The 16641-nt window shown below is 33.7% G+C and carries 16 protein-coding genes; 5 read left to right on the top strand and 11 right to left on the bottom strand.

Annotated features, from left to right (window positions below; all coding sequences use genetic code 11):
• Positions 1-22: 22 nt before the first annotated feature.
• The 8 genes from HZC47_06815 to mcrB all read right to left on the bottom strand — a co-directional run bounded on the left by HZC47_06815 (position 23) and on the right by mcrB (position 7276).
• Positions 23-220: a 30S ribosomal protein S17e gene (locus HZC47_06815; protein ID MBI5680583.1), complete on the bottom strand. Its 198-nt coding sequence runs from the start codon at positions 218-220 to the stop codon at positions 23-25.
• Positions 213-518, bottom strand: coding sequence for a chorismate mutase (locus HZC47_06810; protein MBI5680582.1), 306 nt, complete (start codon positions 516-518; stop codon positions 213-215). Before HZC47_06810 ends, HZC47_06815 begins: the two co-directional genes overlap by 8 nt.
• A gap of 38 nt (positions 519-556) precedes the next feature.
• On the bottom strand, positions 557-1423 hold the full coding sequence (locus HZC47_06805; protein ID MBI5680581.1) for a shikimate kinase: 867 nt from the start codon (positions 1421-1423) through the stop codon (positions 557-559).
• Positions 1424-2018: 595 nt separating this feature from the next.
• Positions 2019-2717 carry a TetR/AcrR family transcriptional regulator gene (locus tag HZC47_06800; GenBank protein MBI5680580.1) on the bottom strand — a complete coding sequence of 233 codons (699 nt, stop codon included), beginning with the start codon at positions 2715-2717 and terminating at the stop codon, positions 2019-2021.
• 259 nt (positions 2718-2976) lie between these two features.
• The gene (gene mcrA, locus HZC47_06795; GenBank protein MBI5680579.1) at positions 2977-4632 is read right to left on the bottom strand and encodes a coenzyme-B sulfoethylthiotransferase subunit alpha; all 1656 of its coding nucleotides are present in this window, start codon (positions 4630-4632) and stop codon (positions 2977-2979) included.
• A 1-nt stretch (position 4633) separates the two neighbouring features.
• Positions 4634-5428 (bottom strand): coenzyme-B sulfoethylthiotransferase subunit gamma, encoded by a 795-nt coding sequence (gene mcrG, locus HZC47_06790; GenBank protein ID MBI5680578.1) that lies wholly within the window; start codon positions 5426-5428, stop codon positions 4634-4636.
• A gap of 2 nt (positions 5429-5430) precedes the next feature.
• Positions 5431-5919 (bottom strand): methyl-coenzyme M reductase operon protein D, encoded by a 489-nt coding sequence (gene mcrD, locus HZC47_06785; GenBank protein ID MBI5680577.1) that lies wholly within the window; start codon positions 5917-5919, stop codon positions 5431-5433.
• Positions 5920-5944: 25 nt separating this feature from the next.
• Complete coding sequence (gene mcrB, locus HZC47_06780; protein ID MBI5680576.1) at positions 5945-7276, bottom strand: coenzyme-B sulfoethylthiotransferase subunit beta; 1332 nt, start codon at positions 7274-7276, stop codon at positions 5945-5947.
• A gap of 1044 nt (positions 7277-8320) precedes the next feature.
• Here mcrB and sppA point away from each other — a divergent pair.
• From sppA to cbiD, 3 genes are all read left to right on the top strand, one after another.
• The gene (sppA, locus tag HZC47_06775; protein ID MBI5680575.1) at positions 8321-9223 is read left to right on the top strand and encodes a signal peptide peptidase SppA; all 903 of its coding nucleotides are present in this window, start codon (positions 8321-8323) and stop codon (positions 9221-9223) included.
• A gap of 110 nt (positions 9224-9333) precedes the next feature.
• On the top strand, positions 9334-9600 hold the full coding sequence (locus tag HZC47_06770; protein MBI5680574.1) for an MJ0307 family thioredoxin: 267 nt from the start codon (positions 9334-9336) through the stop codon (positions 9598-9600).
• A gap of 73 nt (positions 9601-9673) precedes the next feature.
• Positions 9674-10729, top strand: coding sequence for a cobalamin biosynthesis protein CbiD (cbiD, locus tag HZC47_06765; protein ID MBI5680573.1), 1056 nt, complete (start codon positions 9674-9676; stop codon positions 10727-10729).
• A gap of 78 nt (positions 10730-10807) precedes the next feature.
• Here cbiD and HZC47_06760 read toward each other — a convergent pair whose 3' ends face one another.
• Positions 10808-11572: a hypothetical protein gene (locus tag HZC47_06760; GenBank protein MBI5680572.1), complete on the bottom strand. Its 765-nt coding sequence runs from the start codon at positions 11570-11572 to the stop codon at positions 10808-10810.
• A 239-nt stretch (positions 11573-11811) separates the two neighbouring features.
• On the opposite strand from HZC47_06760, the gene moaC reads away from it, so the two are divergent.
• Entirely contained in the window at positions 11812-12282 is a 471-nt protein-coding gene (gene moaC / locus HZC47_06755) for a cyclic pyranopterin monophosphate synthase MoaC (GenBank protein MBI5680571.1), read from the top strand.
• A gap of 43 nt (positions 12283-12325) precedes the next feature.
• Here the strand turns inward: moaC and HZC47_06750 are convergent, their stop codons facing one another.
• Both HZC47_06750 and HZC47_06745 read right to left on the bottom strand, forming a co-directional pair.
• The gene (locus HZC47_06750; protein ID MBI5680570.1) at positions 12326-12682 is read right to left on the bottom strand and encodes a DUF5518 domain-containing protein; all 357 of its coding nucleotides are present in this window, start codon (positions 12680-12682) and stop codon (positions 12326-12328) included.
• A 130-nt stretch (positions 12683-12812) separates the two neighbouring features.
• A complete protein-coding gene (locus tag HZC47_06745; GenBank protein ID MBI5680569.1) occupies positions 12813-14327 on the bottom strand; it encodes an MFS transporter in 1515 nt (504 codons plus the stop codon).
• 216 nt (positions 14328-14543) lie between these two features.
• On the opposite strand from HZC47_06745, the gene HZC47_06740 reads away from it, so the two are divergent.
• Complete coding sequence (locus HZC47_06740) at positions 14544-16619, top strand: DEAD/DEAH box helicase (GenBank protein MBI5680568.1); 2076 nt, start codon at positions 14544-14546, stop codon at positions 16617-16619.
• Positions 16620-16641 lie beyond the last annotated feature (22 nt).

Raw genomic sequence — 16641 nt, 5'->3', positions numbered from 1 at the left:
TAAATGTCACAACCTACCTAAATCATTGCACTCGGGATTGTTGTCTTACTAACCTTGTTACATATCCTGCAATTTTGTTTCTGAGGTGTTTTGTACTCACTGTGGAATATTCTTCCACTAATTTTTTGTTTTCATCAAAATCTGTTGTGAATTTACCCTCGTATGTTTCTATTAATTCTCTTGCAATTCTTTTTACAAATGATGTTCTTATGTTACCCATTATTTTCCCTCCTAAGTATCTCTTCTTGTTCTTTTTTGCTTAAATCCATTAGTAACTTCATAATTTTTTTAAGACATTTTTCATCTATATTTTTCTGCTCTGCTACTTTTTTTGTTCTATCTTGAATATAATCTTCTCTTTTTTTATCTTCCATCTCCATACCAAGAACTATTTTTGCATTTACAATATCACCTGCAAGAGATGTTCTTTTTTGTATGAGATGTATGATTTCTTCATCAATTTCGTCTATTTTATCTCTAGAACCTTGAAGAATTCTTAAAGCTTCAGCCTTATCCACATTGTCACCTTCACATAATCATAAAAAAGTGAGACATATTAACTTGTAATTTCATTTGTGCCTTCATTATCAACATCAGTATGGATTACTTCACCTTCATATTGACCCCATACATCTAAAACATCTTCTAAAGAGTTATTATCTGTTATGGCTACAAATGATGGTCCTGTTCCTGATAATCCGGCAGCAATTGCACCGGCATTTAATGCATCAATGGCAATATTAGGATTAAATTCAAGAGCTGCACAATATAATAGTCCATTTAAAGTTAGAGCTTTATAAATATCACCTTTCAAAGCCTGGTCAAATGCCAGTTTGACATAAGGTGAGAGAAGTTTCATCTTCCCAATATCTGATTGTGCAGTTAGTGACTTTTTATCCGGCATATATATTAATATGTTTTGTTCTTCCATCCTCTCTTTTTTCAAAATTTTCCGATTCACATTATCTGTTACAGTTAATCCCCCAAAAAATGAAGCGCTGGCATCGTCGAATGCACCAGTTATAGTGACACCAGCTTCCAATGAAGCATCTATAGCCATATTTAGTATTCCAAAGTCATCTATAACCTGATCAGAATCATATTCATTCAATAAAGCTAACACTGTAGCCAGAGTGACTGCATTTGATGTTGCACTACTACTTGAAAGCCCAGAAGCAACTGGAAGATCTGAAAATGTTTTAACCCTCACACCAGTATCAATATCAAAATTCTGGAGAACTATCTGTACACATAATTCCATCAAACTGGTGTCAACACTTTTATCAGATTTGCAAATTATTTTATCTGCTTTTAATTCAACTTCTGCTGTTACATAACGTTTTATACCAAATGCAGACCCGCATCCAGTAGCTATTGCATTTATAACAGTTGCAGAACCTGGTGATTTAACAATTGTTTTCAATATATCCCCTTAAATTTATTTTTTAAACACATTTTATAAAATTGGCTGAAATACTAACTTAATTGTTTAATATTTTTTCCAAAATATAACTAATGAAGTTAAAATTACATCTTTGATTAATTAATTTGAATTTTACTTCGAATATTAATTGATCTTTATTACTTATTTATAAAAATTGCCCCTTAACATAATAATACGATATAAATAGAAAATATTATATAAGGAGAAGGGTAATCTGTTGTTTGTAGTGGCTAAGAACTGATATAGTATTACTAAAAACAAAAATACATGTTTCAAGTATTAATTTATCTTCTTGCCATTACATCCCCCTCAAAAATAAATATAACTATTTATATTCTAAAAAAGAAGGATTAATTATAATTTAGAGCCCCTATAATCATCTTTAATTTAAATATATCTCCATTATGCCACTAACTTACTATTTATAGCTCATGTCCGTATCATTATAAGTAAAACTAAAATATACGATGAATATTTTAAAAGAAACTATCTCGAATTAACATAGTTACTAAAATAGAATGAATAATTTAGAACTCAATTTAAATCTAAGTGTCACTTAATATAAGAACCAATCTCAATCATTTCTATTCATTATCATGTGCTGTATTAAATCACCAACATCATTGAAATACTTTTCATGATTAATTCCATGATCTTGCAGTATTCTTTCACGATCTGGAGGTATATTTGATAGACTCTTTGATATAGTTGATAATAAAACTGCAACTTCAACAGGATTAACATTCTCACGAATTGTCATGTCATCAATCCCTTTTTGAACAGAATCGCATAAAATTGAGAATCTCTCATTACGCAGCTTGAGTATCTCCATTGCACATTCACTTACATAAGGCATCGAAACATCTGATTTAGTTCTTTTGTTTCCCTTCTTTTTAAAAGAATTATCTGTCAGATTAAACCTTCCTGACTGAAAGTAATTGTAAATTTGAATGTAATCATGATATTGCTCGGTAAAATCATTATAAGCATTCCTGAATGCAGCTACTTTATCAATACCCTTAATTTCATTTTCCACAGCATCTTTAACCATAGAATTCAAAATTCTAGTACCTCGAAGTACAATTGCAAAAAACAACGATTCTTTATTTTGGAAATATAAATATAAAGTCGCCTTACTAAGCTCAACTTCACTAGCTATATCTTTCATAGAAACATTATCAAAGCCTTTAGAAAAGAATAATTTCTCAGCAGCATTGATAATATCCTGCTGTCGTTGCTTTTTTTCCCTTTCCCTGCGTTCTACGATTGACATACATTCACCATGTAAATAATGTATTGTTTTATTCTGTTATCAATAGTTATAATATATTTTTATAATTTTAACCAATTGAAATATATGATCATGAACCATATTTATAATTCTTTAACTAATACTATCAAAAATATAAACTTAATAAGCTTATTTTCAGTTAAAAATTTGTATTATTTAAAATTAAAAATTCAAAGCCAGTATATGTTTAAAATAAAAAAGAATGATGGAATTAATCCACCATTAAGCTATTTCTGTTTTATTAGCCTGCAGGATTAATTAAATCCCTTTCTCCACAAGGCATAAATTCTCTTAATGCACCTTTTGCTATGGATTTCCTTGGTTTTTCGAAGTCGAAAGCAAGGTTTTTATCAGCAAATGCTATTTTTATTAAAGGATTGACACAGAAAGCGTCTCCTCTTGCAGCGTGTGGTGCTTGAGCAATACCCGCGTATTCTGGCTGGTGACCTACATTCATTGCATAATTAGGGTAGTTAGGACCTCTTAATTCGTGTATTAAACCTTCATCACTTCTAATTGAAAGTGAATTTGAAGCTCCACACTGGTCTTGTAAGTCGTAACCGTAGAATCCTAATCTGCTGTGAACTTCTTTGTGTAATATCTGACTTAGGTACCATCCGTTAATTCCAGCATTGGAGTTTCCTGTAGCAAATGCAGTGGAACATCCTGCTGCTGCTGCAGCTACTGCTGCTCTTTGGGATCCACCAAAATGATCTTCTAAGAGGGTTGGAATCTCGTATTGTTCCATTGCATAGAGAGTTACTTCAGTTGATATGTCTTTAACAACAGAATCATCTGCTTTTGCACCACATATGCCGAATTTATCTTGTACGTATTCCATTCCGTAGTATACGAAATCATCGAGTATGTCATCAGTGTATGCTGCGGTAGCATATTGTGTGAACCCTACTCCGCCAGACATGTAAGAACCAAGCCAGATTTGGTCGTAGATTGCTGCTGCAGCTGCAATAACTTCGAGAGTTATTTCTGCAGGGTCATCTGATACTCTTGATGTTTGGATCATATCTGCTAAAATTCCGAATGAAATTCCGCCAGGTTCATTTGGTCCTCTTGCCCTTCTTGCTGGTAAGAAGTTACCCATTTCAATTACATCTGCGTGTTTTGCAGCGTATGCAAATTCAGATATTGCTGCTTCACCCGCACATAATTTGTATGCTGAAATGAAACTCATTCCTATCTGCATAGCAGACCATCTTGAAACTGTACCTCCATCACATGTTCTGACAACACTTGTTGGTACTCTGCTTATTTGGTAGGTTTTTGAACCGACATATTTTTTAAGCATTTCTGCTTGTTCTTCAGGAAATTCCTTGTTTATGTCTATAAGGAATCTGGAATCTAATTCATCGGCCAGAGTGTCGTCACCGGTGAATATTTTAGCGTAACAGTCACCTACTAAACCTGGGTGAACTTCTACCATGTGTTCTTGAACAACTGCTCCTCCAGGGAGTGCGTGGTTTATTGTTTCCATGTACTCGTTAATTGTTTCAGGAGTCACTTCTACACCTAAACGTCTTTCGAGCACAGCGTGTGCTGTATCCATACCCACTATAATTGTTCTTTTTATATCATCTGATAGCTGTTGAATTGCACTATTATTACAGAAGTGGAGGTCATCTCCTTCAACATATGTATCTGTTCCAGAAACTTTGTAGGACATTAATTGTCTCTGACCTAGTGGTACCCCAATATCAGGGTTATAAAATGGAAGTCCTCCTCTTTCTTCTACGATCTTTTCAGAGTATTCGTTGAATTCTTTTTTACGAGGAGATTGTTCCCAACCTCCAAAACAGTAATATTCTGTGCTAGTTTCGTTTGGATTCCCATTAAATTTACTTTTTAAAGCTTTTAAAAACAACTTCTTTTCGTCTTCCATTTTATTCACCCAATTTGCGCTTTAAATCATTTTTGAAAACTTCTAACCCAAATCCACCATCTGTTCTGGCAGCGTGGATTTTTTCAACTACTTCAATTGCTTCTCTATCTTCACGCATGCTGATGTTGTCACTCCTGTAGATTGTGGTTATTTCTTTTAGATATTCCTCATCTAAAGCTTCACCAACGTTTACAGGTTCGTCAAGATGTCTTCCAACCTGATCCTTTACATAGGAAATCTCACCATTTTCTTCATTGTAAACATATCTTTGAAGAGCATCAAACATCATTCCATTCTCATCTAATCTTAATGAGTGGCCGTGGACAGTTGCACCCCTTATACCTGTTTTTGCAGGGTCAAAAAACTCAGTTTCAATTAATGTTTTGGAAATTTTCTCTAAATCAGATTCTCTCATTTCTACAACTTGTCTTCCAGATAATGTTCCAGTATCTACACCCCTAAATCTCCACATGTAAGTTCTTGCCCTATCATATGGCTGTGCAGGTGCATTGTACATTGAATCTGTAAACTGAACATATCTTGTTCTGTTACCATTGCTTGCACCAGGAATAGGTTCTACAAGCTCTTTCATCATATCTTCTTCAAAATCCATTTCTTCTAGAGGAGGATGAACACTTTTGTAACCTTCTCCAGGGTTTCTGTGACCTAATATTTTAACTATATCTTCATCAGCAATTTCCCTGATTTTCTTAAGTTCATAATCAGGGTCCATGTGATTTCTACGGTTTTCAGCAATTTTTGTTTCTCCAGGGGAGTATTGAGCTTCATAAGCCATTCTTAATCACCTATTAATTTTATAGTATCTCTGGACATTGAGTTTGGATCCACCATACCTATAATGCGAGGATCAATACTATTCTCAAATCCGTAACCTAATTTTAAGTAATCTGAAACAGTAATATTTGTTTTAGTAAAAATACCTGTTGAAACTTCGTATTCAAAGTTTAAAGTATTTTCAAGCAGATTTTGCAATTTTTCAAGGAATAATTCAAGATTTTCATAGTTTACAGTTATTATTAATTCACCAACAGAAACACGAAGTTCCACGGAATCTTTTTTTACTTTAATAACCTTTCTATCTTTATGATTGACTTGAGTTCCTTTTGCAGGGCCGTATCCTACAATTTTAGGTATGGAATTTCCATTTACTATAACCCTCAAAATTCCATCATATTCCATGATACCATTAAGTATTTTCTCAGTTGTCTCGGGTTTTAAACGTCTGTAAGGAAATATTTTAACATCAACGGCCTTTATTTCTTCCATATTACAGCCTCAAATATCATTTTTTTTATAATTTATCCTTTACTTCTCTAGCTCCATCTGCAACATGCTTAATTGGTTCTTTGAAGTATTCTATGTCCCCATATACTGTACCCATCAATCCAGATGTAGATTCAACTGAGAACATTTGAGTACCTGCATCTAAACACATTGAAGCTGCTGCACAAGGCACAACGAATCCTTTACTATGTCTGGTTACTACGTGGTTTCCGTGGAAAGTACCAGGGCTACCTCCGCCATATATAGAGTGAGAGAAGAAACTCATTCCGACACCTGTTCCTTCTACACGTCCGTAATCAACACCAGGAAGGCTGGTTTCGTATTCGAGTATATCATTGTAGTATAATAGTGTGGAAGGAACTCCCTGAGCAGCTCTTGCCGCACCGATGTTAACTATTACAGCTGCAATTAAACCTGAAGCTGCGTAAGCGTTCCATAAAGCCCAATCATTAGGTTCGTATACTTTGAATCCTGATGGCATGGTTTTAGATACCTTAATGACACCATCATCAAGAGCTCTTTCTACTACTGATGCAACTACTGTTCCAACAGTACCTTTTCCATTTTCTTTAACAAGATCAAATACAAGGTTGTTAGCATTTAAACCCTGATAAGCCATTCCTAAAAGGTGGAATCTTTCGAAAGCGCCTAAAGCATCACCTGTTTCGAACGCAGAAGTATGTTCTAAAATTGATGAGAGAGCTACTGCGTTAAGAGTGTTTTTCTTGGTGATTGCAACAATGTGATTAGCCATTATGTTTCTAAGACCATATCCGAGCCCTTCAAGCATTACTGGAGGTCCAAGCAATGCTGAAACATTAGCACCAGTGAAATCTACAGTTTGAGGATATCTTCCTAAAACTGCTGTTTTAACTGCAGATGCATCATATTTATCCACATCAAATGTGTCTATGATTGCCTGAACCACGGCTCCACCAGCAACTAATGTTGAAACTGTGTAGTCTGCAGCCAGATTCATTCTCTGAGATGGCATCTGAACCAGTAATTGATTACCGTCGTTTATGAGTTTTATATTGAAGTCGTCATCTTCTTCTACCTGAATCATTTTTGTAATTTTTTCAGATATTACATCGACATTCTCTACGATTGGTATTTTCAATTCTCTTCCAGGAACAAAATTTGATTTTCCACCGTAAGCTGCTTTTTCCAGGGCAGTTTCTATCCCTGATAGGTTAACAGCAACTGAACGTTTTACTTCATGCACTATTTTTTCGATTGTTGGGTTTATCATTGGACTTACTGCTTCTAAAGGAACATTTTCTTCTAAAAGCTTTCCGTCAACCCCATATAGGTCTATTTTGTCTTCATATGTTGGCATAACTTTTACACCTCATAAATTTTTTATTTATGTGGTTCAGGAAAAATGGAATTTTTCCTTCAACCTCAAAATTTTTTATTATTGTGGTTCGAAAAATCGAAGATTTTTCTCAACCTCAAAATTTTTTAATTTTTTGCGTTCAGAAAACACGTAGCTTACGAAAAACTTCGTTTCTCGTGTTTCGAAATCGAAGATTTCGATAGTATTTTCTTCAACTCTTTAAATTTTTTTCATTTTATAATGAAACTGATATTTGAAATTTAAAAAGCTACAAGCGACTTTTTACAAATATTTCAAAATTTACTGAGTAAACTGAATACATTTCAGTTTTATGTTCTCTTGGAGGGAAAAACGACTCAATATGATTAGATTGATTTAATATTATCCTTAAACTTGCTGTAGCCTTGAAAAGAAGTTAAAATAGCATCTAAATTTGCTATTTTTCTTTTCCATTCCTGCTGATAAAGATTTTACCCAGCACTAACCTACAGTCACTAAGTGACCATAGGTTATTTTATAATTACTAGTCATTTTAGTATATAAAGTTTGCACTGATATTAGCAAATTTTAGAAAAGAATTACTATCTAATCAAGTTATGAAGGTGATTAAACAAACTTAAAATCTTATGAAGTGTATACATTGATTATGAATAGGAGTTCGTACTAAAAAATTAGCTATAACATCGAAAATATTACCCTGAGATAATAAATCCACAAAAATCCAATGATATACATTGTAATGTTTTAAAAACTTTTGAAATTGAATATTATGCGATTTGTAGACAAAAAATGATTTTTATCATTAAAATAAATATATTTGATTAAGAAATTAATAATTGAAGAATAATTGATAAGTTAATTATAACAAAACTTCGAACCAGAAAATCAATTTTAAAAGAGAAATAAATCCAAATAATAAAATTTAAGTTGAAAAATAAATTCTAATTTTATGTAATCTTTAATAATTTATATGCAATAGAATGCATAATTAAATTTAATTGTAATAATATAAATTCTATAGTATAAAAATTCAATGTGATGTTTATGGATAACAATATCAAATTATTAATAATCGGCATAAGCGGATTCTTAGTTTTAGTTGTTCTTATAATAGGAGCAATAGCTCTACTTGGATCTTCATTTGGAGGAACAATAGCAGTTATACCTATTAATGGGGAAATTGCCTATGGTCAAAGCAACATACTTGGTGGAGATGTTGTAAATCCAGAAGTCATAAAAGAACAGCTTAAACAAGCGGACGCAGACAGTAGTGTAAGTGCAATTGTTCTTGATATTAACAGCCCCGGTGGAACGCCAGTTGCCAGTGAAGAAATCATGAATGCTATCAAAAAATGTGACAAACCAGTCGTAGCATGGATAAGTGATACTGGTGCATCAGGTGCCTATCTTCTAGCGTCAGCCGCTGACAAGATTGTTGCCAGTCGATCTTCATGGGTTGGAAGTATAGGAGTAATATTAGATATAACTAACCTTTCCGATCTATATAAAAAGCTTGGTATTGATAAATATGCCATTAAAGGCGGTAAATACAAAGATATGGGTGCTGATTACCGTAATTTAACTGCAGAAGAAAAAGCTATGCTTCAAAAGATGGTTGATGACGAGCACGATAATTTCATTTCCATAGTAGCTGAAAACAGAAAATTAGACAAAAATTATGTAAAAAGTATTGCCGAAGGACAAGTATTTACAGGTGCACAGGCTAAAGAACTTAAATTAATTGATGAAACTGGAAGTAAAGACGACGCACTTGATACGGCAGCAAAAATGGCCGGAATCAGTGGATCTTATGAAGTAATTACCATGACTCCACCACAATCGTTTAACGACTTTTTAAACACAATTTCATCTAAAATCGGATATTCCATTGGAAAAGGAATCGGAAGCTTGATACAAGAAGATACACTTAAAAATGCCCTCTATTAAATTGAGTGACAATAACTTTAAATTATAACAAATCCAAATATTTAATCTAAACAGTTTAAAATTAAGTGATTCTAAATTTAAAATTAGTAATTATGATGGAGGATATTAAAATGACTGTCAAAGTTGAAGTATTTACATCTCCTTCATGTCCATACTGCCCTATGGCCATAGAAGTTGTTGATGCAGTAAAAAAAGATATGCAAGACGATATTGAAGTTGAAAAAATCGATATAATGCAAGATCGTGAAAAAGCAATAGAATATGGCTTAATGGCAGTTCCAGCAGTTGCTATAAATGGAGTAGTTAAATTTGTAGGCGCTCCAGAAAAAGTTGAGCTGGAAAAAGCTATTAAAGAAGAAATGCAAAAACCAAGCTAATACTATGCAAAATGGAAATCCACAGTGAAACTCTTAATAAAGAGCTTAAAAACAAACTACAGGGGAATTAAATATTAATAGTAAAAATTCCCCTTATGGGATTACTACAGGAAGTGTAGCAACTGCAGCTGCTGTTGCAGCGTTAATGGCCATAAATAACAACCCTACTTCTTATATAAATATTGAATCTCCCTTTGGAATTCTTAAAATTCATGTTAATTCTTCTTTAAAATTAAATTCTAATTCTGGAAAGGCATGCATTATAAAAATGCCCTATAACGACCCTGATGTTACTAAAAACATTAAAATATGTGCTGATGTCAGGATAACCAATGATAAAACTATTGAAATTATAGGTGGAAAGGGCATTGGTATAGTTACAAAGCCCGGTTTACAGGTTCCTGTGGGTAAACATGCGATAAATCCTGTTCCAATGCAGATGATAAAATCTAATCTTCGTAAATTACTCCCTGAAGATAAAGGAGCTGAAATAACAATATATGCTCCTGATGGGGAAGAAGTTGCCCAAAAAACAATGAATTCGCGCCTGGGAATAATTGGCGGAATTTCTATCCTCGGAACAACAGGTATTGCAAGACCCATGTCCTCAAAGGCATATAAGGAATCTTTAGCGTGTCAAATCGACGTTGCAGTTGCTGAAGGATATAAAAACTTGGTTTTTGTTCCCGGCAATATTGGAGAAGGTATCGCTCTTAAAATTTTAGACGTTGAAAAAGACCAGATCATTCAAATGGGAAATTTTGTAGGCTTTATGCTTGAAAAAGCCCACGAAAAGGGAGTTCAAAAAATTATTTTATTAGGACATGCAGGAAAGCTTATTAAAATTGCTGCAGGGATTTTTAATACAAAAAACAGTGTTGCTGATGGAAGACATGAAATAATAGCAGCATATTGTGGACTTTTAGGTGCAAATAAAGATTTAATTAATGAAATTTTTAAATCCAAAACCACTGAAGATATGATTGATATTTTAGATAAAGAAAAAATGACATTGGACATATTCAACGAAATAGCTAAATCAATTGAAGAACGTTGCCATGAAAGATTTAATATTGATTTTGATGTTATTATAGTTCGAATGGACGGCAAAATATTAAATAAATCATAATACATACGTATTATGATTATATGGTGTATGAACTGTTTATTACCGCGTCAAACCCTATTTTAAATCCCAATATTTATATCAAAATGTCCATGAGGTTTTAAATGCCTCCAATTTAATACTTACTATCTTCTTTTGAGGGTCTTCTAAGTAACCACCATATTTGGATCCAAGATAACCAAATGGTGAATTACCACCAGGCAATATCGTATCATCAACATAGAAAGTGTCATTTGTAACAACATTTCCAGCTGCATCATATCCTGTTGCATTTACTTGAACATATTCTGCAGATGTAGCTCCATTATTTTTTACATAACCTCCAAATATTACATCTGTGCCTGAAAATGTGTTTCTGTAAGCTTTATAATTTATTATTTCCCAACTTGAATTTTTAGAAGTAACACTGGTAACAGTGATATCCTCTGCTGCGGTGAAATAGACATATGTAGGTACAGTAATTAGTAAAAGTATAACTACTCCTAAAATTATCTTATTCCTTCTACTCCAGTTTGCTATTGTTTTTCCATATATGATCGCTACAATAACAATTATAATAATTGCTACAGCAATAAAAAGCCATTCAAACCAACCAAACGCGGATAAATCTCCAGATTTACCGGCTACCTTGCCAGCTGCCTTGCCAGCTGAACTACCGCCACCTCTACCTCCGCCCCCTCCTCCTTTAAGTAAAGGAACAGACGCAGCAGTTAATGTCGCATCAGGGACCATATATGCTGAAACACAGCTATCCACATTTGGAGAATTGTTTGCAAATACAGTTCCAGACATGGCAAAAATTCCAAAAATCAAAAAAAATCCAATTAACACTTTCAACAATTTCATATCCGAAAAACCTCCTTTATACCCATTATAATATTACTAATGAATGTTGGTACTCAAGGACATATATATCTATTACCTTTACCCGATTCTAAGTGTATTTGATACATCGCAATGAGAACGTAAACAATAATCAGTGAAATAAAATAGAATTAATCCTAAATAAAAAATACTTAAGTTATAAATTTTAAAAACATCAACAGAATAACATACATTTTACTGGTTTTATAGGAGAAAATTTAATGAATAATAAATCATTTACACACCTTTCAGATAAAGGCGTTCACATGGTAGAGGTTTCAGATAAACCTGTTGTAAAAAGAACAGCTATAGCACAAGGTAAAATCCATTTAAAAAAAGAAACAATTGAATTAATTGAAAAAGAAGAGATAAAAAAGGGAAATGTACTTACAACCGCCCAAATTGCAGCTATCGGTGCTGTAAAATCTACACATCATCTAATTCCTTTATGTCACTCCCTTAAGATTACAGGAGTTGATGTGGGCTTTGATTTGAATAAAGAAACTATTGAAGTTGAAGTTAGCGTTACTTCCCTTGGAAAAACAGGTGTTGAAATGGAAGCAATTACTGGTGTGAGTGTGGCCCTTTTAACAATATGGGACATGGTAAAAAGTGTTGAAAAAGATGACAATGGACAATATCCATCAACACGAATTTCAGATATAGTTGTTGTTAAAAAAGAGAAAAAATAGTTTGTAATATAAAAAAAGAAATTATTTTATTTTAATTTTGATTTTAGTCGCCTTTTATAGCTCCGCCAATAGCTCCGCCAATTCCCATTAAAATTAACGATTGGATTATTGAAACTATTATTAGCACAAATCCTACTGCTAATCCTGCAAAAAATCCTGCAACACCGCCGAATAAGGTTCCCACAATTACGGCCAATATACCCAGCACTATTCCTCCAAAAGCGCCGGCTACAGCGGCATTCCACGCCCCATTAAGGGCACCATCGCCAACCATCAAACCAACAGTCAATCCTGCAATAAATAGCCCCAGATAAACACCAAATGCGCCACCTACGCTAAAAAGCGAAGATAAAATTACTGATAAAATAAACCCTACCACTACTGCTGCCCAATTTACCATTTTTGATACCTCCATAACTACTATAATCATATTATTTTACTTTTTAATATAATTTTCCTTTAAATAACTCCTATTTAATTTTAAAGAGAAACAAATTAATTCGTAAGATAATTAAAAAATAAAATAAATTTTAACCTGTTCGCTTCCGGTTCAATGGCCTTATAAAGAGTGAAATTATGAAGCCAATTAAGAAGATAACAGACACAAAGTCAAATGTAGTTTTCATTGCATTGTTAACGGTTTTGTTTACAATTTTATATGCATTGGAAGTTTCATTTCCTTTTAAACTTGTTATATTGGTAGTTCCCATTTTTTGTGTATACTGTATCAAGCCTTGCCTGATCTCATCTTTGCTAAATTCGTTTGGAAATGTCTGATCAACTGCGATATATATTCCATTGATGATTCCAAGAATTAGAATTATCCCTATAATGGCAGTTCCCATGGATGATCCTAGACTTGCACTTGTGGATATAATCCCTGATGCGTCTGACTGCTTATCTGCTCCTGCAGACGATAATACTATATCACCAGTTATTGGCAGTGCTAGGCCCAATCCTATACCTAAGAGTAATGTTCCAGGAATAATATCAATTATCTGGGTGTTCAAGTTGAACTGGAAACTAAGGAAATAACTACCTGCTAATGCTAATAAAAATCCAATCGAAATTAGGTAGTGAGGTGCAATTCGGGTTGATATCCGGGATGATGCTATTGCAAAGACCAAAAGTCCAATGGTTAATGGTAAAATAACAAGACCTGTTGTAAATGCGTCAGCACCGGTTACCTGCTGTAAAAAGACAGGTAACACAAAAACAGCCCCTGCAAGTGCCAATTGCATTATCAGCCGGGTAATGTTTCCCAGAGTAAAATTCCTGTTTTTAAACAACCTGATATCAGTAAGAGGTCTTATGTTTCGGTTAATTAATTTTTTCTCCCATAAGTAGAATATTATCAGAAAGATTATCCCTGCTCCCATCATCAATATGGATATTTCCAAGTTTTTAACTGAATTAAGACTTAAAATTCCAAGAACAAGTATAAGAATTCCTACAGAAGACAGCAGCACACTCAATTTATCTATGTCTCTTAGTTTCATCGATGGAGGGAAATATTTCAGTTTTTGTGAAAATGCCAGTACAACTATTACAATGACAAGTTCAAGCCCAAAGCCCCATCTCCAGCTGAAGAATGTGGTTAAAAATCCCCCTATGAGAGGGCCAACTGCTGCCCCCACACTTGCAATTGCTGTCCATATTCCCAGCGCAAATGCACGGTTCTTTCCACTGTAGGTTCCTGTAATGATGGAGGCTGTGGCTGGTGTCATCAGCGCTGCCCCTATACCTTCTAAGATAGACCATCCTATTAGGAGCATGGTTGCATTAATGCTTAAAGAGGCTATGGCGGTCCCGATCCCATAAATAACAGCACCGGCAAGGAATGCGTTTTTCCTGCCCACCACATCTTGCATCTTACCTCCTAGAAGCATCAATGAAGCCATTGTCAGGGCATAAACAGTGATAATTATCTGTATAACCCCTACAGTGGTGTCCAGATCAACTACTAGATTTGATATGGCCACGTTCATAAAAGTAGAATCAAGTGCAATGATGAATGAAGATAAAGAAACAAGTATAAGGGCCATCCAGCCTATTTTAGAAGTATTAGAATTATTTTCCAAAAAATTCCTCCATTAATCCCTTGAAAATATTATAGGACGCATTATTATTTAAATTCTTTTAAAACTTCATAAAACGGGGTGATATCAATTGAAAATCATTTGAATCATCAAATTTTTAAAGTTGATTTTATAATTTTGACTACAATGATTTAAAATAATATAAAACATCAAATAACTAATTTGATCAACATGGAAAATTTAGATAAAAATATCAAAGATATAATAACTGATTGTTATCCCCAGATTAAAGAGCTGAATCCTGCACAAATTGCGGTTTTAAATTCTGGTTTACTTGAAAATAATGCTAATTATATAATAGCAATTCCTACAGCAAGTGGTAAAACATTACTTGGAGTAATAGCTGCATTAAATGCTATTTTAAAAGGTGGAAAGGTAGTTTATGCTGCACCACTCATTTCCATACAGAATGAGAAGATTGCAGAGTTTAAAATGTTTGAAAAATTTGGTATAAGTGTTGGTAAGCATCCTCGATCTTCAGATTTCTCAGTTATGGTTTTTGAATCCTTTGATGCCCTCACCCGTTTTTCATGGAATAACCTGCGTGAAATAGATCTTTTGATTATTGATGAATTTCACATGATTGGTGAATACTCACGAGGCCCTACAATTGAATGTGCAATAACACGATCAAAAATAATCAATCCATCACTAAGAATTATTGCACTTTCAGCAACACTAAAGAATATGCATGAGCTTTCAAGCTGGTTAAATGCAGAAGTTGTGGAGCATGATTTTAGACCAGTTCCATTATATAAAGATGTTTTAATAACAGAAGAATATGAACTAAAAAACAAAAATGATATTGTTTTAAAGGTTTTAAATGAATCAATTGAAGATTCATCCCAAATACTTGTTTTCGTGTCCACCAGAAGATTTACTGAATCACTGGCAAATTATATCTCAGGAAAAGTAAAGAAAAAGATTCCAAGAGATAAAAAACTGGCATTTAGAAGTGTGGCAGAGAAAATACTGGACGTGCCCAGAAAAAGAGGTTCTAAACCAACTTCAATATGCTTGAAATTAGCTGAATGTGTTGAAAATGGAATTGGATTTCATCATGCCGGTCTTTTTGACAAGCAAAGGGAGATAATTGAAAATGAATTTCGTGCTGGAAATCTTTATATGATAACTGCCACTCCTAGCCTCATGTATGGTGTAAATCTTCCCTCAAAAAATGTTATTATAAGAGATTACACTCGCTGGACTTCAAGAGGTCCTCAAAGTATTCCTGTATTTGATTATGAACAAATGTCAGGACGTGCAGGACGTCCAGGTTATGATACAGAAGGATATTCCTATTTAATTGCAAAAACCATGGATGAAGCTTACAATTTAAAAGACCATTATGTTTATGGAGAAATAGAGGTTACAAGTTCCAAACTCATTGAAAATAAAGACGCTGTTTTTAGGCAGATAATAGCTCAGGTTGCATCTTCACTTTCTAAAAATCCCCAAGAGCTTACTGAATTTTTTAATGAAACATTTTACGGTTTCCAGATGAACAATAATAATTTTGGGGCTCTTTCAGTGGATGCAATGGAATATGAGATGAATAATGCTCTTGAGTTTTTAATTCAAAATGGAATCATTCAACTTACTCCAGAAGGACTTAAAGCAACTGATTTTGGAAATCTTATTGCAAGAAGCAACTATTCTGTTGAAACAGCAGTTAGACTCAAAGAATATGCAAAAAGAGATGAAATTGATAAATATCAATTAATTTATGATATTTCAAGAACTCCAGATATGCCTAAAATTTCATTTAAAAGCAGGAAGAGTAAAGAGCCAGTTAGAGATAAGCTTAATGATAATGGTGTTTTTGCAGTGGATATTGGTAATGATGAAGCCACAGCAGCAGCTTTAATGGAATGGATGGATGAAAGAAGTGAGTATGGAATCGAAAATGCATTCAATGTTTATGCTGCAACAACAAGAAGGGCAGCATATGAAGCATCACGCATGGTTAAATTCTTTAAAGAGATATGTCACGTTCTAAACATTTATTCCTATTCTGATGACCTTGACAAATTATCTGCACGCCTTTATTATGGTGTTCGTGAAGATATTATCCCTCTTGTTATCAGTGTTAAGCGTCTCGGGCGAAAACGTGCACGTGCACTTGTAAAAGCATTTGGAACTGACTTAAGATGGGTTTCACAGAATGAACTGACCAAGATAGATGGTATTGGTCCTAAAATTGCAGAAGCAATAAAGAATAAGTTTAGTGATGAATAGCTATGGAGAATTTGCACCATAA

This window comes from Methanobacterium sp. (assembly GCA_016222945.1).
Classification (GTDB): Archaea; Methanobacteriota; Methanobacteria; order Methanobacteriales; family Methanobacteriaceae; genus Methanobacterium_D.
The sequence above is the reverse complement of the archived record's forward strand: the minus strand, read 5'-3'. Positions and strand labels throughout refer to the sequence as shown.